At 69.2% G+C, this 18,716-nt stretch carries 14 protein-coding genes; 7 read left to right on the plus strand and 7 right to left on the minus strand.

Going from position 1 to position 18,716, the window contains the following annotated elements; genetic code table 11:
• Positions 1–14: 14 nt before the first annotated feature.
• Positions 15–1,304, minus strand: coding sequence for an ATP citrate lyase citrate-binding domain-containing protein (locus E8D38_RS04330; protein ID WP_140626508.1), 1,290 nt, complete (start codon positions 1,302–1,304; stop codon positions 15–17).
• Between the two features lie 498 nt (positions 1,305–1,802).
• Between E8D38_RS04330 and E8D38_RS04340 the strand changes: the two genes are divergently transcribed.
• Positions 1,803–3,905: a YncE family protein gene (locus tag E8D38_RS04340; RefSeq protein ID WP_181178920.1), complete on the plus strand. Its 2,103-nt coding sequence runs from the start codon at positions 1,803–1,805 to the stop codon at positions 3,903–3,905.
• Positions 3,906–3,985: 80 nt separating this feature from the next.
• On the opposite strand, the gene E8D38_RS04345 is transcribed toward E8D38_RS04340, so the two are convergent.
• The 5 genes from E8D38_RS04345 to prpB all read right to left on the minus strand — a co-directional run bounded on the left by E8D38_RS04345 (position 3,986) and on the right by prpB (position 10,597).
• A complete protein-coding gene (locus tag E8D38_RS04345) occupies positions 3,986–4,567 on the minus strand; it encodes a PEP-CTERM sorting domain-containing protein (RefSeq protein ID WP_181178921.1) in 582 nt (193 codons plus the stop codon).
• A 146-nt stretch (positions 4,568–4,713) separates the two neighbouring features.
• Positions 4,714–5,904 (minus strand): 2-methylaconitate cis-trans isomerase PrpF, encoded by a 1,191-nt coding sequence (prpF, locus tag E8D38_RS04350; RefSeq protein WP_140626512.1) that lies wholly within the window; start codon positions 5,902–5,904, stop codon positions 4,714–4,716.
• 2 nt (positions 5,905–5,906) lie between these two features.
• Entirely contained in the window at positions 5,907–8,504 is a 2,598-nt protein-coding gene (gene acnD, locus E8D38_RS04355; RefSeq protein WP_140626513.1) for a Fe/S-dependent 2-methylisocitrate dehydratase AcnD, read from the minus strand.
• A 24-nt stretch (positions 8,505–8,528) separates the two neighbouring features.
• A complete protein-coding gene (prpC, locus tag E8D38_RS04360; RefSeq protein ID WP_140626514.1) occupies positions 8,529–9,689 on the minus strand; it encodes a bifunctional 2-methylcitrate synthase/citrate synthase in 1,161 nt (386 codons plus the stop codon).
• A gap of 17 nt (positions 9,690–9,706) precedes the next feature.
• A complete protein-coding gene (gene prpB, locus E8D38_RS04365; RefSeq protein WP_140626515.1) occupies positions 9,707–10,597 on the minus strand; it encodes a methylisocitrate lyase in 891 nt (296 codons plus the stop codon).
• A gap of 203 nt (positions 10,598–10,800) precedes the next feature.
• On the opposite strand from prpB, the gene prpR reads away from it, so the two are divergent.
• From prpR to E8D38_RS04380, 3 genes are all read left to right on the plus strand, one after another.
• Complete coding sequence (gene prpR / locus E8D38_RS04370; RefSeq protein ID WP_140626516.1) at positions 10,801–12,780, plus strand: propionate catabolism operon regulatory protein PrpR; 1,980 nt, start codon at positions 10,801–10,803, stop codon at positions 12,778–12,780.
• Positions 12,781–12,939: 159 nt separating this feature from the next.
• Complete coding sequence (locus tag E8D38_RS04375; RefSeq protein WP_140626517.1) at positions 12,940–13,860, plus strand: S1C family serine protease; 921 nt, start codon at positions 12,940–12,942, stop codon at positions 13,858–13,860.
• A 14-nt stretch (positions 13,861–13,874) separates the two neighbouring features.
• Positions 13,875–14,510, plus strand: coding sequence for a response regulator transcription factor (locus E8D38_RS04380; RefSeq protein WP_140626518.1), 636 nt, complete (start codon positions 13,875–13,877; stop codon positions 14,508–14,510).
• Positions 14,511–14,555: 45 nt separating this feature from the next.
• Here E8D38_RS04380 and E8D38_RS04385 read toward each other — a convergent pair whose 3' ends face one another.
• Entirely contained in the window at positions 14,556–15,863 is a 1,308-nt protein-coding gene (locus tag E8D38_RS04385) for an O-acetylhomoserine aminocarboxypropyltransferase/cysteine synthase family protein (protein ID WP_140626519.1), read from the minus strand.
• A gap of 158 nt (positions 15,864–16,021) precedes the next feature.
• Here E8D38_RS04385 and tauA point away from each other — a divergent pair, with 158 nt between their 5' ends.
• From tauA to tauC, 3 genes are read left to right on the plus strand one after another with little or no spacing between them, the layout of a single operon-like run.
• Complete coding sequence (gene tauA, locus E8D38_RS04390; RefSeq protein ID WP_140626520.1) at positions 16,022–17,041, plus strand: taurine ABC transporter substrate-binding protein; 1,020 nt, start codon at positions 16,022–16,024, stop codon at positions 17,039–17,041.
• 14 nt (positions 17,042–17,055) lie between these two features.
• Positions 17,056–17,835 carry an ATP-binding cassette domain-containing protein gene (locus tag E8D38_RS04395; RefSeq protein ID WP_140626521.1) on the plus strand — a complete coding sequence of 260 codons (780 nt, stop codon included), beginning with the start codon at positions 17,056–17,058 and terminating at the stop codon, positions 17,833–17,835.
• A 3-nt stretch (positions 17,836–17,838) separates the two neighbouring features.
• Positions 17,839–18,675: a taurine ABC transporter permease TauC gene (gene tauC, locus E8D38_RS04400; RefSeq protein WP_140626522.1), complete on the plus strand. Its 837-nt coding sequence runs from the start codon at positions 17,839–17,841 to the stop codon at positions 18,673–18,675.
• Positions 18,676–18,716 lie beyond the last annotated feature (41 nt).

The raw sequence follows: 18,716 nt of genomic DNA on the forward strand, positions 1-18,716 counted from the left end.
CGTCCCTCCATCGCTCAAGCCGCAACGGCAGCCGCCGCCACACCCAGCTTCGCCGCGATCTGTTCGCGGCCGCCGGCCTTCATCCATGCATCGACCCTGCGGGCGTACTGGATGACCTCGCTGATGTCGGAGTCGAAACCGAAGATGCGATAGGGCAGGCCGAGCGCGTCGCAGGTGTCGCGCAGCGCCGCCATGCCGCGCACGAGGTTGGGCCCGCCGCGGCCCACCACCACCGACAGCGGCGTCGGACCGTGGCTGCTGAAGTGCTCGCGCAAGGCATCGGCGATCGCCCGCAGCGTTTCGTGGATGTCGGTGTTGTTGCTCTTGCCGCCGATGACGAACAGCACGTTGGCCTGGCGCAGCCAGTGCTTGAAGCAGATGCGCGCCACCGCCTTCATCTTCTCGTACGGCGGGTTGCCGCCGAAGTCGGAGCTGATGATCGCGTCGTCGCCCAGCATCTCGGTCACGAGCGAGTTGGCGCCGCCGCCGAAGGTCGGGGCCAGCACCGTGCCGTGCGGGTTGATCACGTACACGTCGCTCTGGCCCTGGTGGGTGCGCAGCTGGTTGATCTCCTGCTCGAAGTCGGAGTAGTCGGCCGCGAACAGGTGGGCCGGCAGGTCGAGCCGGTGCCAGCGCGGGTCGTCGCGGTCGAAGCCGGCCTTGAAGTCGCAGGCCACCGGCGTGAGCCGGCCCTTCGCGTCTTCCCGCAGGCGGATCGGGTTGAGCTCCAGCGTGGTCATGCCGAAGTTGTGGAACAGCTCCCACAGCTTGGGCAGCTGCTGCACCAGCGGCGAGATGATCTCCCTGGGCGCGCCGATCTCGCTCAGCGCATTGGCCACCACGAAGGCCTTGAGCCCGGTGAGCGGGTCGAACGGCACCTGTGCGACGTGGCGCTTGTCGACTTCCTCGATGTCCATGCCGCCCATGTGCGTGAGCGTCATGGTGGGCGCGCGGAAGTGGGTGGAGTCGCTGATGGAGAAGTACACCTCGTGTTTCGCCGGCACGCCCGCCTCGAAAGTCACGCCGTTGGCCTTGGCACGGGTGTGGCCCACCACGTGCTCCACGAAGTAGAGCCGCTCCTTTTCGGCCAGCGCCGCCTTCAGGTCCTTCGCGCGGCCAAGCAGCCCGGCCTTGCCCTTCTTGCCGATACCGCCCTTGAACACCGGCTTGATGAAGACCTGCCCGTGGCGGTCGATCAGGGACTTGATCTCCTCTTCGCTGGCCGCAGGGCCCAGCACTTCGGGAACAGGAAAGCCCGCGAACTGAAGCAAGCGGGCGCCGTGCAGCATGCCGGTGATCTGCATGTGTTGTCTCCTGGCGTTGGGGTCTGGCTGGCGAACCCGTGCAAGGCTAGGAATGCAAGCTGTCGATTGGCCGTCAGACCCTGGTGGTGCCGGGGCAATCACGTTCTGCGCGCAGTGAGGGCCGCACGCAGGAGGATCGCGCTGTCGTACCCGCCCTTCAGCTGTCGTACCCGCCCTTTAGAATCGCGCGCTTACGAAGCTTTACAAGCACCAGTCGACAGGGGCCGCGCACGGCTTGCGAGGCCTCGCGGCGAGATGGCGCATACCCGGAGGGGATTCTCTTGAAGCTGAAGCAGCAAGGCCGCCTACGTCGTGGGGGTGCATTGGCCGGTGTCCTGTTGTGGCTGTTGAGCGGCTGCGGTGGGGGTGGTGGGGGTGGTGGGGGTGGTGGGGGTGCCGACGCAGGCGCCAGCCCACCTCCAGGCCCCCCGGTCGCGGCCTACTCGATCGGCGGCACTGCGACGGGCATCTCGGGACCGGGGTTGGTGCTCCAGCTCAATGGCGCCGCCGACGCAGACGTTGAGCGCCGGGTCCACCTACGCCGTGACGGTCAGGAGCAATCCCGCCGGCCAGGTGTGCGCCCTTCAAAACGCCAGCGGCACCGTCAATGCCAATGTGACGAGCGTCACCGTGGCCTGCACGACACCCGAGCCCCCGGCGCCTGACGCCTTCCGACTCGGCGGCACCATCAGCGGCCTTGCAGGCTCCGGCCTGATCTTGCGCAACGGCATGCAGGACCTGCCGATCGCAGCCGGCACCACGAGCTTCGTGTTTCCCGGGACCTTGGCATCCGGTGCCGGATACCAGGTGGGCATTGCCGCGCAGCCGACCACACCGGCGCAGACATGCACCGTCTCCAACGGGATGGGCATGGTGGGTTCATCCGACGTCACCAACGTCTCGGTGAGTTGCGTGACCCCGCCGGCATCGTCGACCGGTGGTCTCACCCTCGATACGAACTCGATGGCTTTTGAAGGCGAAGAGGGTCAGTCAGTCGCGCCGCAGAGCCTTTCCGGCGCCATTGCCGGGGCCACCGAGCCGGTCATCGTCACCGTCACCGTCACGGACAACGGTTTGCTGGGCGCCAGCTTCAGCCTGACCAGCTCCACGAGCGGACAGTTGCGAGTGACGCCACGCCAGCCCGGCAATCTGGCGCCGGGCGTCTACCGGGACAACATCACCGTCAGCGCCTGCTACGACAGCGCTTGCGCAAGACCCGTACCGGGCAGTCCGAAGGCCGTCGAGGTGACCTACACCGTCAAGACAAACAACCCGGCCCCGGTCCTGCACCTGTCGGATCATGGTGTTGCGTTCGCTTCGGTGCCGGGCTCGGCACAGCTGTCTCGCAGGGTGGTCGTGCGCGACTCCAGCGGCGCGACATTCGGGTGGAAGGCCGCCTCGAGCGCAACCTGGCTCAGTGCAAGCTCCGCCGGTGCGAGCGGCGGGGTGCTGCAACTGACCGCCAACCCAGCCGGCTTGCCCGACGGTTTGCACCAGGCCACGGTCAGCGTGAGTTCGGACAACCCGGCCATAGCCGGCGCGGAGCTCATCCGCGTGGGGCTGTACGTGAGCCAGGCGGCATCCGCCGCGAGCCTCGGCATGCCGCTGTCGAACCCCATCCCGGCCATCGCGCAGACGGCGCACGCGGTCGATCCCATCCGCCCCCTGGTGTACTCGACCGCGGGCTCGACGATCGCTGCCAACCATGTGCACACCGGCGCCAGGGCGGCCACGCTCACCGTTCCTGGCGCTGAACTGGGCGGCGTGGCCACCAACGACGACGGCAGCCGGCTTTACGCGCTGAACTACGCGAACGGCACCGTCGTGGTCATCGACCTCGACACGATGGGCATCGTGCGCAGCTACGGCTTCCCGCAACTGCAGATGTCGGGCGAGGCATTGAAGAGCAGCCGCATCCACCATGCACGCGTCCATGGCCGGCCCGTGCTGCTGATGACCCATGCCCGCCTGCCCGCCGGCGACGCCACGCGAGATGCGGTCGCCCTGTTCAAGGCAGACACCGGAGAACTGGTCGGCGAGTTGTTCGGCGTCCCCGGTTGGGAGTTCACGCGGCTGGCCGTCAGCCGAGACGGCACGACGGCATACGCCGCCGACGCCGGGCTGAGCGGCATCCTCTCCACCGCACGCGTCGCGCTTCGCGCGAACTCGCTGGGCAACGTCTACGGCAGGGCCGTTGCTGCAACCGTAGGCGTGAACGAGAGCACGCTGCAGGACATCGCCACCAATGAGGACGGCTCACGCGTCTGGGTGGGCTACGGCACGGACCGGTTCGTGCGCGAGGCTGTCTACAACGGCACCAGCCTGGATTGGACCGCGGGCCTCGCCGAATTCGGGTTGCCGAGCAACGTGCAGACCAACGGCATGGCCCTCGCCGACATCGAGGTCGACGCCTACGGCAAGCTGTTCGTTCACGACGACGTCTACGACCTGCGGGTCTACACGCCTTCGGGGACGCTGCAACAGCGTTGGCAGAACCTGGCGGACGCGACGCTGGTGGCCGAAGGCTCGGGCTCCATGCGCATGTCGAGCGACGGCCTCAGGCTGATCGGCAATGGCCGGCTGATGAGCATCCAGCCCTAGATCAGCGGCCGGTTCCAAGCAAGAGGGCCACTCATGCGAGTGGCCCTCTTGCCTTGTGACTGCCGAAGCCTGGCGGCCTGCTAGGGCCGGCGGCGGCGCCCCAGCCAGCCGACGATGCCGAGGCCGGCGGCCAGCAGCGCATAGGTCTGCGGCTCGGGCACCGGCGTGATGAGCGCCGCGTGGGACAGCTCCTGCGTCATGCCGTTACCGTTGACCGACACACCGAGCATCGAATAGTCGATGCTGGTGATGCCCTCGGTGCCGCCGTTGAACAGGTACATGCTGAACGAGTTCGCGCCCATCAGCGAGATCGCGAAGAAGCCGGTGATCGCGGTGTCGAAGGTCAGCGTGCCGGAAATGCCGTTCGGGCTGGAAGTGAACGGGCCGCTGCCGGCGTCGTCGCTCTTGCCGACCAGCACCCACGGCACGTTGCCGACGAACGACTGGAAGTCCATCTGCGCCTGCAACAGGAAGTCGTCGCGCTGCTGGACGTCGTTGCCTGCCCAGGCGCCGGAACATGCCAGGGCGTCCGTCTCGAATCCGGCGGTCATCACCCCGCCGTTGTTGCAACTGAGGCCGGTGGCCGTGAGGGCTGCCTGGGATGGCGCGGCCAGTGCCGACAACGCCGCCGCAGACAGGAGAGAACGTGTAAGCCAATGCATGGCACCTCCGTGGGTAGTGGCCGATGTCAAGCGCGCCGTCGCTCTTGAGCTGCCGGGACAATAGGCCTTCTTCCCGTTCTGCGGTGGGGTCCTGCACCCTCTCGTCTCAGTCTTCACCTTTCGATACGTACCGGCCGGCGGCCGGATCAGAACGCGTCGCCGGGCACGCGCACGACCCCTTCCATCAGCACCCGCGCGCTGCGGCTCATGACGGCCTTGGTGACCACCCATTCGCCGTCCACCCGTTGCGCCTGCGCACCCACGCGCAAGGTGCCCGACGGATGGCCGAACCGCACCGCCTGGCGCTCGCCGCCGCCGGCCGCGAGGTTGACCAGCGTGCCGGGAATGGCCGCGGCCGTGCCGATGGCCACCGCGGCGGTGCCCATCATCGCGTGGTGCAGCTTGCCCATCGAGAGCGCCCGCACCAGCAGGTCCACGTCGCCTGCCGCCACCGGCTTGCCGCTGGAGGCGATGTAGTCGCGGGGCCGGGCGACGAAAGCGATCTTGGGCGTGTGCTGCCGCATGGCCGCTTCGTCGACGTGCCTGATGAGCCCCATGCGCACCGCGCCATGGGCCCGGATGGTCTCGAACATCGCCAGCGCCTTCGCATCGCCGTTGATCGCGTCCTGCAGCTCGCATCCGGTGTAGCCGATGGCCTCGGCCTTCACGAAGATGGTCGGGATGCCGGCGTTGATCATGGTGGCGTCGAGCGTGCCGACGCCCGGCACCTCGAGCTGGTCGACGAGGCGGCCGGTGGGGAACATCGAGCCGCCGGCGCCCTCTTCCTCGGCCGCCGGGTCCATGAACTCCAGCTGCACTTCGGCAGCCGGGAAGGTCACGCCGTCGAGCTCGAAGTCGCCGGTTTCCTGCACCGCGCCATGGGTCATGGGCACGTGCGCGACGATGGTCTTGCCGATGTTGGCCTGCCAGATGCGCACCACCGCCACGCCGTCGCGCGGCACGCGGCTCGCGTCGACGAGGCCGCTGCCGATGGCGAACGGGCCGACGGCCGACGACAGGTTGCCGCAATTGCCGCTCCAGTCGACGAAGGGCTTGTCGATCGACACCTGGCCGAACAGGTAGTCCACGTCGTGGTCGGCCCGCGTGCTCTTCGAAACGATGACCGCCTTGCTGGTGCTCGACGTGGCGCCGCCCATGCCGTCGATCTGCTTGCCGTAGGGGTCGGGGCTGCCGATCACCCGCAGCAACAGCGCGTCACGGGCCTTGCCCGGCTGCCGCGCGGCCTCGGGGAGGTCCTGCAGGCGGAAGAACACGCCCTTGCTGGTGCCGCCGCGCATGTAGGTGGCGGGAATGCCGATCTGCGGGGTGCGGGCCATGCTCAAGCTGCCTTCCGGTTGGATTCGAGGAAGTCCTGTGCGAAGCGCTGCAGCACGCCGCCGGCCTCGTAGATGGACACTTCCTCGGCGGTGTCGAGGCGGCAGGTCACCGGCACTTCGACGCGTTCGCCGCTCCTGCGGTGGATCACCAGCGTGAGCGTGGCACGCGGCGTGCGTTCGCCGACCACGTCGAAGGTCTCGGTGCCGTCGATGCCCAGCGTCTTGCGGTTGACGCCCGGCTTGAATTCGAGCGGCAGCACGCCCATGCCGATGAGGTTGGTGCGGTGGATGCGCTCGAAGCCTTCGGCCACGATGGCCTCCACGCCGGCGAGCCGCACGCCCTTGGCGGCCCAGTCGCGCGACGACCCCTGGCCGTAGTCGGCGCCGGCCACCACGATGAGCGGCTGCTTGCGCTGCATATAGGTCTCGATCGCTTCCCACATGCGGGTGACGCGGCCTTCGGGCTCGATGCGCGCGAGCGAGCCCTTCTTCACCTGGCCGTCCACCACCGCCATCTCGTTCATGAGCGTGGGGTTGGCGAAGGTGGCGCGCTGCGCGGTGAGGTGGTCGCCGCGGTGGGTGGCGTAGGAGTTGAAGTCCTCCTCCGGCAGGCCCATCTTCGCGAGGTATTCGCCGGCGGCGCTGTCGGGCAGGATCGCGTTCGACGGCGACAGGTGATCGGTCGTGATGTTGTCGCCCAGCACCGCCAGCGGCCGCATGCCGCGCAGCGTGCGAACGCCCGCCAGCGCGCCCTCCCAGTAGGGCGGCCGGCGGATGTAGGTGCTGCGCGGGCGCCAGTCGTACAGCGGCTTCACCTGCTCGTTCGATGCGACACGCTGCTCGAACATCGGGATGTAGACGTCGCGGAACTGCTGCGGCTTCACGGCCCGGGCGACGATGGCGTCGATCTCCTCGTCGGTCGGCCACAGGTCTTTCAGCATGATGGGCTTGCCGTTCCCGTCGACGCCGAAGCTGTCCTTCTCGATGTCGAAGCGCACCGTGCCGGCGATCGCGTAGGCCACCACCAGCGGCGGCGACGCCAGGAAGGCCTGCCGGGCATACGGGTGGATGCGGCCGTCGAAGTTGCGGTTGCCCGAGAGCACCGCGGTCGCGTACAGGTCGCGGTCGATGATCTCCTGCTGGATCTTCGGATCGAGCGCGCCCGACATGCCGTTGCAGGTGGTGCAGGCGAAGGCGACGATGCCGAAGCCGAGCTTCTCGAGCTCGTGCCGGAGGCCGGCCTCTTCGAGGTACAGCGCCACCGCCTTGGAGCCGGGGGCGAGCGAGCTCTTCACCCAGGGCTTGCGTTGCAGGCCGAGGCGGTTGGCATTGCGTGCCAGCAGGCCCGCCGCGATCACGTTGCGCGGGTTGCTGGTGTTGGTGCAGCTGGTGATGGCCGCGATGATGACCGCGCCGTCGGGCATGAGGCCCGGCGTTTCCTGCCACGGGCCGGCGATGCCCCTGGCCGCGAGGTCGGTGGTCGCCACGCGCGCATGCGGGTTCGACGGGCCCGCCATGTTGCGCACCACGCTCGACAGGTCGAACTGCAGCGTGCGCTCGTACTGTGCGGTCTTCAGCGCATCGGCCCACAGGCCGGTGTGCCTGGCGTACGTCTCGACCAGCTTCACCTGCTCGTCGCTGCGGCCGGTGAGCCGGAGGTAGTCGAGGGTCTGCCGGTCGATGAAGAACATCGCCGCGGTGGCGCCGTATTCGGGCGCCATGTTGGAGATGGTGGCCCGGTCGCCCAGGGTGAGCGCCGCGGCGCCTTCGCCGCGGAATTCGAGGTACGCACCCACCACCTTCTGCTTGCGCAGGAACTCGGTCAGCGCGAGCACGACGTCGGTGGCGGTGATGCCCGGCTGCGGCCGGCCCGACAGCTCCACGCCCACGATCTCGGGCAGGCGCATCCAGGAGGCGCGGCCCAGCATCACGTTCTCGGCCTCGAGCCCGCCCACGCCCACGGCGATGACGCCCAGCGCATCGACGTGCGGGGTGTGGCTGTCGGTGCCGACCAGCGTGTCGGGGAAGGCCACGCCGTCCTGCGCATGGATGACCGGCGACATCCGCTCCAGGTTGATCTGGTGCATGATCCCGTTCCCCGCCGGGATCACGTCGACGTTCCTGAACGCGAGCTTGGTCCACTCGATGAAGTGGAAGCGGTCTTCGTTGCGGCGGTCCTCGATCGCGCGGTTCTTCTCGAATGCGGCCGGGTCGAACCCGCCGCACTCCACCGCGAGCGAGTGGTCGACGATCAGCTGCACCGGCACCACCGGGTTCACCTGGGCCGGGTCGCCGCCCTGCTGCGCGATCGCATCGCGCAGGCCTGCCAGGTCCACCAGCGCGGTCTGCCCGAGGATGTCGTGGCAGACCACGCGCGCCGGGAACCACGGGAAGTCGCGTTCACGCCGTCCTTCGACGATCTGCACCAGGCATTCGCGCAGGATGGCGGGTTCGCAGCGGCGCACCAGGTTCTCGGCATGCACCCGCGAGGTGTAGGGCAGCGTGTCCCAGGCGCCGGGGCGGATCTCCTCGACCGCGGCGCGCGCGTCGAAGTAGTCCAGCGCGGTGCCGGGCAGGGGCTTGCGGTAGGCGGTGTTCATCGTGCGGTCTGTTCTCTTCGCGTCTTACTTGCGGCCGTTCAGCGGCACGAACTTCAGGTCCTCGGGGCCGGTGTAGTTGGCGCTCGGGCGGATGATCTTGCCGTCGATGCGCTGCTCGATCACGTGGGCGCTCCAGCCGCTGGTGCGCGAGATGACGAACAGCGGCGTGAACATGGCCGTGGGCACGCCCATCATGTGATAGCTCACCGCCGAGAACCAATCAAGGTTGGGGAACATCTTCTTGATGTCCCACATCACCGACTCGAGCCGCTCGGCGATGTCGAACATCTTCATGTTCTTCGCGTCGGCGCTGAGTTCGCGCGCCACTTCCTTGATGACCTTGTTGCGGGGGTCGCTCACCGTGTAGACCGGGTGGCCGAAGCCGATGACCACCTCCTTGCGCTCGACCCGCGCCCGGATGTCGGCCTCCGCCTCGTCGGGGTTGTCGTAGCGCTTCTGGATCTCGAAGGCCACTTCGTTGGCGCCGCCGTGCTTGGGGCCGCGCAGCGCGCCGATGGCGCCGGCGATGGCCGAGTGCATGTCGGAGCCGGTGCCGGCGATCACGCGGCCGGTGAAGGTGGAGGCGTTGAACTCATGCTCGGCATAGAGGATGAGCGAGGTGTGCATCGCCCGCACCCACAGCTCGCTCGGCTTCGTGCCGTGCAGCAGGTGCAGGAAATGGCCGCCGATGGAGTCGTCGTCGGTCTCCACGTCGATGCGCTTGCCGTTGTGGCTGAAGTGGTACCAGTACAGCAGCATCGAGCCGAGCGAGGCCATCAGCTTGTCGGCGATGTCGCGCGCGCCCGGGTGGTTGTGGTCGTCCTTCTCGGGGCTCAGGCAGCCGAGCGTGGAGACGGCGGTGCGCATCACGTCCATCGGGTGGGCCGAGGGCGGCAGCTGCTCGAGCACGGCCTTCACCGCCGCCGGCACGCCGCGCAGCGCCTTGAGCTTTTGCTTGTAGCCGGCGAGCTCGGCCGCGTTGGGCAGCTTGCCGTGCACCAGCAGGTGGGCGATCTCTTCGAACTCGCAGGCGGTGGCCACGTCGAGGATGTCGTAGCCGCGGTAGTGCAGGTCGTTGCCGGTGCGGCCCACGGTGCACAGCGCGGTGTTGCCGGCCGCGGTGCCCGAGAGGGCGACGGACTTCTTGGGCTTGAAGGCGGTCGCGGTGGCGGTGGTTTCGCTCATGGTCGTGTTCTCCTCGATTACTTCTTGGCCGCGAACAGCGCGTCCAGTTTCTGTTCATAGGCGTGATAGCCGATGCGGTCGTACAGCTCCTCGCGGGTCTGCATCAGCTCGATCACGTTCTTCTGGTGCCCGTCGCGGCGGATCGCCTGGTACACGGCTTCGGCGGCCTTGTTCATCGCACGGAAGGCCGACAGAGGGTAAAGCACCATCGCCACGCCCGCGGCCTTCAGCTCGTCCACCGTGAACAGGGGCGTCTTGCCGAACTCGGTGATGTTGGCCAGCACCGGCACCTTCACCGCGTCGACGAACTTGCGATAGGTCGGCAGGTCGTAGGCCGCCTCGGCAAAGATGCCGTCGGCCCCCGCCTCCACGCAGGCGATGGCGCGCTCGATGGCGGCGTCGACGCCTTCCATCTGGATCGCATCGGTGCGCGCGATGAGGAAGAACTCGGCATCGGTCCTGGCATCGGCGGCGGCCTTCACCCGGTCGGCCATTTCCTGCTGCGACACGATTTCCTTGCCGGGGCGGTGGCCGCAGCGCTTGGCACCCACCTGGTCTTCGATGTGGCAGGCCGCCGCGCCGAACTTGATGAGGCTCTTGACCGTGCGTTCGATGTTGAAGGCGCTCGGCCCGAAGCCGGTGTCGATGTCCACCATCAGCGGCAGGTCGCAGACGTCGGTGATGCGCCGGATGTCGGTGAGCACGTCGTCGAGGTTGTTGATCCCGAGGTCGGGCATGCCCAGCGACCCGGCCGCCACGCCGCCGCCCGACAGGTAGATCGAGCGGTAGCCCGCGCGTTGCGCCAGCAGCGCATGGTTGGCGTTGATGGCGCCGATGACTTGCAGCGGCTGCTCTTCACGCAGCGCGGCGCGGAAGCGGGCGCCGGGAGACGAGGAACGGGAGGTCATGCGGAGTCCTTCGACGTGAAACGGATGGGCCTGAAGCGCAATGCGCGTGCCACGGCGTGCGGCGGCTGGGAGATCGATTGCAAGCCGTTGATTTGAAAGCAGAAATCATCGATTTGGCACGAGACCTTTCCCGCAGTGAGATTCCAATATTGAAACGTTCATGATTCAATGCTGCCTCGCTCGAGAAACGCGACGAAACCACCATGAAACCCGCCTTCCCCGCCCAGCGCCAGCCGCGCATCGTGGCCGTCGGCTTCCACCGGCTGCGCAGCCTGCTGCTGGAGCTGGCCCCGGCGTTTCACGACCAGGCGCAGGTCGAGGTGCTCGACAAGGGCTTCGAGGAAGCGGTCGCGGAGGTGCGGGCACGCCAGGCGGTCGAGCCGATCGACGTGCTGGTGTCCGCCGGCTCCAACGGTGCCTTCCTGCGCCAGCACCTGGAGCTGCCGGTGGTGCTGGTGAAGGTGGGCGGCTACGACGTGATGCGCGCGCTCGGCCGCGCCCGCGCGATCTCGCCGCGCATTGCGATGGTGGCCTACGGCGAGCCCTCGCCCGAGGTGCAGCAGTTCAACGAACGATTCGGCCTCGGCGTCGTGCAGCGCGCCTACCGCACCGAGGAAGAAGCGCGCGACTGCGTGCGCGAGCTGCGCGCGCTCCACATCGAGGTGGTGGTGGCGCCCGGCCTGGTGGCCGACCTGGCCGAGGAAGCCGGCATGACCGGCGTGTTCCTCTATTCGCAGGACGCGGTGCGCGAAGCGCTGGACGATGCGGTGGAGATCGCGCGCGTGGGGCGCATCGAGCAGGCCAAGCGCGAGCGGCTCAACACCATCCTGGCGCAACTGAAGGACGGCGTGGTGGCGGTGGACCTGCAGGAGCGCATCGAGACGCTGAACCCCGCGATGGAACAGCTGCTCGGCGCCGCGCCCGGCTCGCTGCTCGGGCGACGGCTGTCGGAGGTTGCGCCCGAGCTCAGCCTCGCCGGCACCCTGGCCGACGCGCGCGCCGAGCTCGAGCGGGTGCAGCAGCTGGGCCTGCGCACGCTGGTGGCCAGCCGCATGCCGATCGTCGAGCAGGGCCGCCAGACCGGCGCGGTGCTCACCTGCCAGGACCCGGTCACCATCCACCGGGTGGACCGCAACCTGCGCGCCAGCCGCACGCCCCGCGGCGGCGCCGGCGGACCCACGCGCTACACGCTCGAGCAGATCGTCGGCGCCTCGGACGCCATCCGGCGCACCAAGGCGCTGGCAGCAGCCAGTGCCGCGAGCGACGCCACCGTGCTCATCAGCGGCGAAAGCGGCACCGGCAAGGAGCTGCTGGCGCAGGGCATCCACAACGCGAGCCGGCGCCGCCGCCAGCCCTTCGTGGCGGTGAACTGCGCGGCCTTTCCCGAGGCGCTGCTCGAAAGCGAGCTGTTCGGCTACGAGGAAGGCGCCTTCACCGGCTCGCGCCGCGGCGGCAAGGCCGGCCTCTTCGAAGCGGCCCACACCGGCACCCTCTTTCTTGACGAGGTGGGCGAGATGCCGGTGCCCCTGCAGACTCGGCTGCTGCGGGTGCTGCAGGAGCGCGAGATCCTGCGCATCGGCTCGACCGAACCGACGCCGGTGGACGTGCGCGTGATCGCAGCCACGCACCGCGACCTGCAGGCGCAGGTGGCGTGCGGCGCGTTCCGGCGCGACCTCTACTACCGGCTCAACATCCTGCGTCTGGCGCTGCCGCCGCTGCGCGAGCGCCGCGACGACGTGCCGCTGCTGGCCGCGCAGCTGCTCGACAAGATCGCACGGCGGCTGCAGGCCGACACCCGGCATGCCGCACCCCTGGTGCAGGCGCTGCTCGAGCACACCGGGCACTACGCATGGCCGGGCAACGTGCGCGAGCTCGAGAACCTGATCGAACGGGTAGTGGTGTACAGCGGCAGCCATGCGGCCCCGCACACGCCGCACACGCCGCAGACGCTGCTGCAGATGCTGGGCGACATCGCGCCCGAAGTGTTCGAACGCGCGCCGGCGGCCAACGTGGCCGCAGCCGCCCCTGTGGGAGCGCCGGCCTCGTTGCAGGCCACCCGCAAGGCAGCCGAGCGGCAGCGCGTGCTCGACGTGCTGGAAGCCTGCAACGGCAACCGGGCGCAGGCCTGCCGGCAGCTCGGCATCAGCCGCGCGACCCTCTGGCGCAAGCTGAACGCCGGCTGAGCCGCCGGCAGCGCGCCTCTTTCTTCGGGGCGCCCGCCTTGCATTCCGAACCGGGCCTCCCCAACTGGCCAGGATCCGGACCTGCCCACCTGGCGGATTCGCCCGGGCAGGCGGATGCGTACCGTGCTGGCATCTCGTTGAACAGCCAGGAGTCCGACCATGACCAACGCAACCGCTTCCGGCAACCCGCTGGCCGCCTTTTCCGAGGCGCTGTCGTCGCTGGCCGCCACGGTGGGCGCCAGCACCTTCTGCATCCCCGGCCGCCACGGCCGCGCGCTCGCCACCGCAGTGGCCTGGCGGCCCGGCATCGCCGTCACCGTGGCCCACGTGTTCCGGCGCACGCCGGCGGCGCTGTCGTTCATCGGCCCCGAGGGCGCCGTGGTGGAGGCCACGCTGGCTGGCATCGACTCGTCGACCGACCTGGCGGTGTTTCGCATCGCCGAAGCGGCCGCGCCTGCGGTCACGGCGGGTGATGCCGCAACGCTGCAGGCCGGCAGCCTGGTGATCGCGGTGGGCCGCTCGTCGGGCGGTGACGTGACGGCCAGCCACGGCATCGTGAACCGCAGCGCCGGTCCCTGGGAGACCTGGCTCGGCGGGCAGCTCGACCGCCTGATCCGGCTCGACGGCGGCCTGTACGAAGGCCTGTCGGGCGCGCCGGTGGCCGATGCACTCGGCACGGTGGTCGGCATCGCGACCTCGGCGCTGTCGCGCAGCTACGGCATGGTGGTGCCGGCTTCCACGGTGAACCGCGTGGTGGATGCGCTGCTCACCAAGGGCCACGTCTCGCGCGCCTTCCTCGGCATCGGCGCCCAGCCGGTCGATGTGCCGGGCGAAGAGCAAGGCGGCCTGCTCATCACCGGCCTGGTGCCCGGCGGGCCCGCGCAGGCGGCGGGCATGCTGGTGGGCGACATCCTCGTGCGGGTGGACGGCCAGCCGGCGAGCAGCCTGCAGGCGCTGCGGCAGGCGCTGGCCGACAAGGTGGGCGAGGCCGTGAAGGCCACGGTGCACCGCGGCGGCGTGCCCACCGAGCTGACACTCACGGTGGCCCAATGGCCGACCGAGAAGCGCCACCACTGCTAGCCGCGGAGGCTGCGGTGCCGGCTCCGCTGCGCGTGGCGGTCGTCGCCGTGTCGCCGCTGGTGCGCGCCGGCGTGCGGGCAGCGCTGCAGCGGGCAGGTTTCGAGGTCACCGCCGCAGCGGCCACGCAAGCCGAGCTGGCGTTTGCCGCCTCGCAGGAAACCGCCATCGACGTGGTGGTGCTCGACGTCGGCGGCCTCGACATGCAGGCGCACGAAGGCCACGAGGGCTGGCCGCCGGCGGTGCTGCTGGTGGGCGACAACGACGAGGCGCTGGTGGCGCAGTGGCTCGCCGAAGGTGCGACGCTGCTGCCGCGTCACGCACCCGCCGCGCAGATCGCCGCCGCCGCACAGGCCGCAGCGGCCGGGCTGGTGGCCACCTCGCGCGAGCTGATGACGCAGTCGCTGCGCGTGACGCAGCTTTCAGCACCCGGGCGAGCCGGCGAACCTCACGAACCGCTCACCGCCCGCGAAACCGAAGTGCTCGCGCAGCTGGCGCAAGGCCTGGGCAACAAGGCCATCGCCGAGGCCCTGCACATCTCGACCCACACCGCGAAGTTCCATGTGGCGCAGATCATCGCGAAGCTCGATGCGAGCTCGCGGGCGCATGCGGTGGCGAAAGCGTTGAGGGCGGGGTTGCTGGAGGGCGGGTGATCTCGATCGCAGGCTGCCGCCCAAAGTGCTGTGCGGAGCTTTCCCCTACACCGCCGCGAGCGCCTGGTCCAGGTCGGCGATGAGGTCGTCGATGTGCTCGATGCCGATCGACAACCGCACCGTGTCCTCGGAGACGCCGGCCTTGTCGAGCTCGGCGGGCGAGAGCTGGCGATGTGTGGTCGAGGCCGGGTGTGTCGCGAGCGAGCGCACGTCGCCGATGTTGACCAGCCGCGTGAACAGCTGCAGCGCATCGAGGAAACGCGCGCCGCGCTCGCGGCCGCCGCCGGTGCCGCCCTTCAACCCGAAGGTCAGCACGCCCGAGGCCTTGCCGGAGAGGTATTTCTTGACCAGCGCATGGTCAGGGTGGTCTTCGAGCGCGGCATAGTTGACCCAGCCGACCTTGGCGTGGCCCTTCAGATGCTGCGCCAGCTTCAGCGCGTTGTCGCTGATGCGGTCAACACGCAGTGCCAGCGTCTCGATGCCCTGCAGGATCAGGAAGGCGTTGAACGGCGACAGCGCCGCACCGGTGTTGCGCAGCGGCACGACGCGCGCGCGGCCGATGTAGGCCGCAGGGCCGAGCGCCTCGGTGTAGACCACGCCGTGGTAGCTGACGTCGGGTTCGTTCAGCCGCTTGAAGCGTTCCTTGTGCCGGGCCCAGGGGAACTTGCCCGAGTCGACGATCGCGCCGCCGATGCTGGTGCCGTGGCCGCCGAGGTACTTGGTCAGCGAGTGCACGACGATGTCGGCGCCGTGCTCGAACGGGCGGCTGAGGTAGGGCGTGGGCACCGTGTTGTCGACGATCAGCGGCACGCCGTGCTTGTGCGCGATCGCGGCGGTCTTCTCGATGTCGGTCACGTTGCCCTGCGGGTTGCCGAGCGACTCCACGAACACCGCCTTGGTCTTCGCGTCGATCAGCGCCTCGAAGCTCTCGGGGTGGAGGTAGTCGGCGAAGCGTGTCTGGATGCCGTACTGCGGCAGCGTGTGCGCGAACAGGTTGTAGGTACCGCCGTACAGCGCGCTCGAGGCAACGATGTTGTCGCCCGCCTCGGCGATCGTGAGGATCGAATAGGTCACCGCCGCCTGGCCCGAGGCCAGCGCGAGCGCCGCCACACCGCCTTCGAGTGCGGCCAGTCGCTGCTCGAGCACGCCCTGCGTCGGATTCATGATCCGCGTGTAGATGTTGCCCTGCACCTTCAGGTCGAACAGGTCGGCGCCGTGCTGGGCGCTGTCGAAGGCATAGGCGACCGTCTGGTAGATCGGCACCGCGACAGCCTTGGTGGTCGGGTCGGGCGAATAGCCGCCGTGCACCGACAGGGTTTCGAATCGCCAGCTTTCGCGGCCGCCTTTCGCCATGGTGTGCTCCGAAGCAATGAAATGGAGACGCGAAGGCTACGCAGCCGGCGCTGCGCCGCGAACTGCGCGATCGGCATGAGTTCATCTGAATTCGATCGTTCACGCCGCCGCGCCTGGCCGATACCGTCCGTCCCCTCGCATCCCACAGGAGGCCGGCCATGCGTCGATCGCAGTTCATCACCACCCTCTCCCTCGCACTCGGCGCGTTCGCGACCGGCGGCACGTTCGCACAGGAGACGGTGCGCATCGCCTACCAGACCGTCGTCGAGCCGGCCAAGGTCGCGCAGGCCGACGGCGCCTATGAGAAGGCCACCGGCAAGGCGATCGAGTGGCGCAAGTTCGAAAGCGGCGCCGAGGTGATCACGGCAGTCGCGTCGGGCGACATCCAGATCGGCTACGTCGGCTCGAGCCCGCTGGCCGCCGCGGCAAGCCGCGAGCTGCCGGTCGAGACCTTCTTCATCGCCGCCCAGATCGGGAGTGCCGAGGCGCTGGTGGTGCGCAACGGCGCGAACATCGCGAAGGCGGCCGACCTGGTCGGCAAGAAGGTCGCGGTGCCCTTCGTTTCGACCACGCACTACAGCCTGCTCGCTGCGCTGAAGCACTGGGGTGTGGATGCGAAGAAGGTCTCGATCCTCAACCTGCGCCCGACCGAGATCGCGGCCGCCTGGCAGCGCGGCGACATCGACGCGGCCTATGTGTGGGATCCGGCGCTCGGCCAGATCAGGAGCGGCGGCAAGGTGCTGACCGACTCGTCGCAGGTGGCCAGGTGGGGCGCGCCGACCTTCGATGCCTGGATCGTGCGGCGCGACTTCGCGCAGAAGAACCCGGACTTCATCACTGCCTTCGTGCGCGTCACCGGCGAGGCCTATGCGGCCTACCGCAAGGATGTGAAGGCCTTCGCCGGCAACGCCGCCAACGTCGAGAAGATTGCCAGACTCACCGGGGCCAGGCCGCAGGAGATTCCCGAGCTGCTGGCGGGCAGCAAGTTCCCGACGCTGGCCGAGCAGGCAACCTTGCTGTCGGGCACCACCGTCAAGGCCGTGTCCGAGACCTCGAAGTTCCTCAAGGAACAGGGCAAGGTCGACAAGCTGCTGGCCGACTACAACCCCTACGTGACACCGCGCTTCGTGCTGGCGGCTGCCAGGGGCCCGCAGCAGCAGGTCGCTGCGAAGAACTGATCGGGGTCCGCACCGTGGTCGAGCTGGAACGCGTGGTGGCGGGCTACGGCAACACCGCCGACCCGACCACGGTGCTGGACACCTTGTCCCTGACGGTCCCCGACGGCAGCATCACCGTGCTGCTCGGTCCGTCCGGCTGCGGCAAGTCCAGCCTGCTCAACCTGATCGCCGGCTTCCTGCCGCTGCGCTCAGGCCGCGCCTGCGTGTCGGGGCGACCCATCGCCGGCCCGGGCGCGGACCGCGGCGTCGTGTTCCAGGATGACGCGCTGCTGCCCTGGCTCGACGTGCTCGGCAACGTCGCCCTGCCCTTGCGTCTGCGGGGCCTGCCGCGTCGAGAACGCGAGGAGCGCGCACGCCACTTCCTCGGCCTCGTCGGCCTGCGGGACCAGGCCGGGCGCGCCGTCTGGGAACTCTCGGGCGGCATGCGCCAGCGCGTGGGCATCGCACGTGCGCTGGCGGCCGACCCTGAAGTGCTGCTGATGGATGAACCGTTCGGTGCACTGGACGCGCTGACCCGCGAGCGCATGCAGGAGCTGCTGCTGCAGGTTTGGGCGGCCACCGGCAAGACCATCGTGCTGGTGACCCACGGCGTGGAAGAGGCCGTGTTCCTCGCGACGGACCTGGTGCTGCTCTCGCCACGTCCGGCGCGCATCGTCGAACAGCTGTCGCTTGGCTTCGCGCACCGCTTCGCCGCGGGCGAGCCCGCGCGGCGGCTCAAGTCGCTGCCCGAGTTCGTCGCCGCGCGCGAGCGTGTGCTCGGTGCGGTGCTGGCCTTCGAGGACGCCACGGCCTGAGTGATGGCAGCAGCCTCGCGGATCACGCTGAGCCCGCCGCAGACGGCAGCAGCCCGCCCGCGGCGCATTGCGCACCGCCGGCACGCGTTCTGGCTGGGCAGTGCCACCGTGCTCGTCCTGCTCGCCGCGTGGACCGCGGTGACGGCTGCCGGCTGGATCGCGCCGCTGTTCCTGCCGCCGCCTTCGGCGGTGGCGGCGAAGTTCGTCACGCTGGCGACCGAGGGCTTCATGGACGCGACGCTGTCGCAGCATGCCGCCGCCAGCCTTGCCCGCGTGGCGCTGGCACTGCTGCTGGCGCTGGCCACCGCCATCCCGCTCGGCCTGTGGATGGGACTGTCGCCGCTCGCACGCGGCCTGTTCGATCCGCTGGTCGAGTTCTACCGGCCGGTGCCGCCGCTGGCCTACCTGCCGCTGATCGTCATCTGGTTCGGCATCGGCGAGCTGTCCAAGGTGCTGCTGATCGCGCTGGCGATCTTCGCGCCGGTCGTCATCGCCACCGCGACCGGGGTGCGTTCGGTCGAGCAGAGCCGGCTGCGTGCCGCGTTGTCGTTCGGAGCCTCGCGCGCCCAGCTGCTGCGTCATGTCGTGCTGCCGAGCGCCCTGCCGGACATCCTGACCGGCATCCGCGTCGGCCTGGGCGTGGGCTGGTCGACGCTGGTGGCCGCCGAACTGGTGGCCGCGACGCGCGGGCTGGGCTTCATGGTGCAGTCGGCGGCGCAGTTCCTCAACACCGACATCGTCGTGCTCGGCATCGCGGTGATCGCACTGGTCGCGTTCACGCTCGAACTCGGACTTCGCGCGTTGCAGCGCCGCCTCGTGCCCTGGCAGGGTCGATCATGAACGTCACACCCCCTGGCCCGCTCGCAAGTCCGAGAGACCGC

The organism is Methylibium rhizosphaerae (genome assembly GCF_006386545.1).
Classification (GTDB): Bacteria; Pseudomonadota; Gammaproteobacteria; order Burkholderiales; family Burkholderiaceae_C; genus Pseudorivibacter; species Pseudorivibacter rhizosphaerae.

Bases quoted from the DNA above. Each gene is read 5' to 3' on its own strand.
- tauC (WP_140626522.1), top strand. From the start codon at position 17,839: ATGGCAGCAGCCTCGCGGATCACGCTGAGCCCGCCGCAGACGGCAGCA.
- tauA (WP_140626520.1), top strand. From the start codon at position 16,022: ATGCGTCGATCGCAGTTCATCACCACCCTCTCCCTCGCACTCGGCGCG.
- E8D38_RS04385 (WP_140626519.1), bottom strand. From the start codon at position 15,863: ATGGCGAAAGGCGGCCGCGAAAGCTGGCGATTCGAAACCCTGTCGGTG.
- prpR (WP_140626516.1), top strand. From the start codon at position 10,801: ATGAAACCCGCCTTCCCCGCCCAGCGCCAGCCGCGCATCGTGGCCGTC.
- E8D38_RS04340 (WP_181178920.1), top strand. From the start codon at position 1,803: ATGGCGCCGCCGACGCAGACGTTGAGCGCCGGGTCCACCTACGCCGTG.
- prpB (WP_140626515.1), bottom strand. From the start codon at position 10,597: ATGACCTCCCGTTCCTCGTCTCCCGGCGCCCGCTTCCGCGCCGCGCTG.
- prpC (WP_140626514.1), bottom strand. From the start codon at position 9,689: ATGAGCGAAACCACCGCCACCGCGACCGCCTTCAAGCCCAAGAAGTCC.
- E8D38_RS04330 (WP_140626508.1), bottom strand. From the start codon at position 1,304: ATGCAGATCACCGGCATGCTGCACGGCGCCCGCTTGCTTCAGTTCGCG.
- E8D38_RS04375 (WP_140626517.1), top strand. From the start codon at position 12,940: ATGACCAACGCAACCGCTTCCGGCAACCCGCTGGCCGCCTTTTCCGAG.
- prpF (WP_140626512.1), bottom strand. From the start codon at position 5,904: ATGGCCCGCACCCCGCAGATCGGCATTCCCGCCACCTACATGCGCGGC.
- E8D38_RS04345 (WP_181178921.1), bottom strand. From the start codon at position 4,567: ATGCATTGGCTTACACGTTCTCTCCTGTCTGCGGCGGCGTTGTCGGCA.
- acnD (WP_140626513.1), bottom strand. From the start codon at position 8,504: ATGAACACCGCCTACCGCAAGCCCCTGCCCGGCACCGCGCTGGACTAC.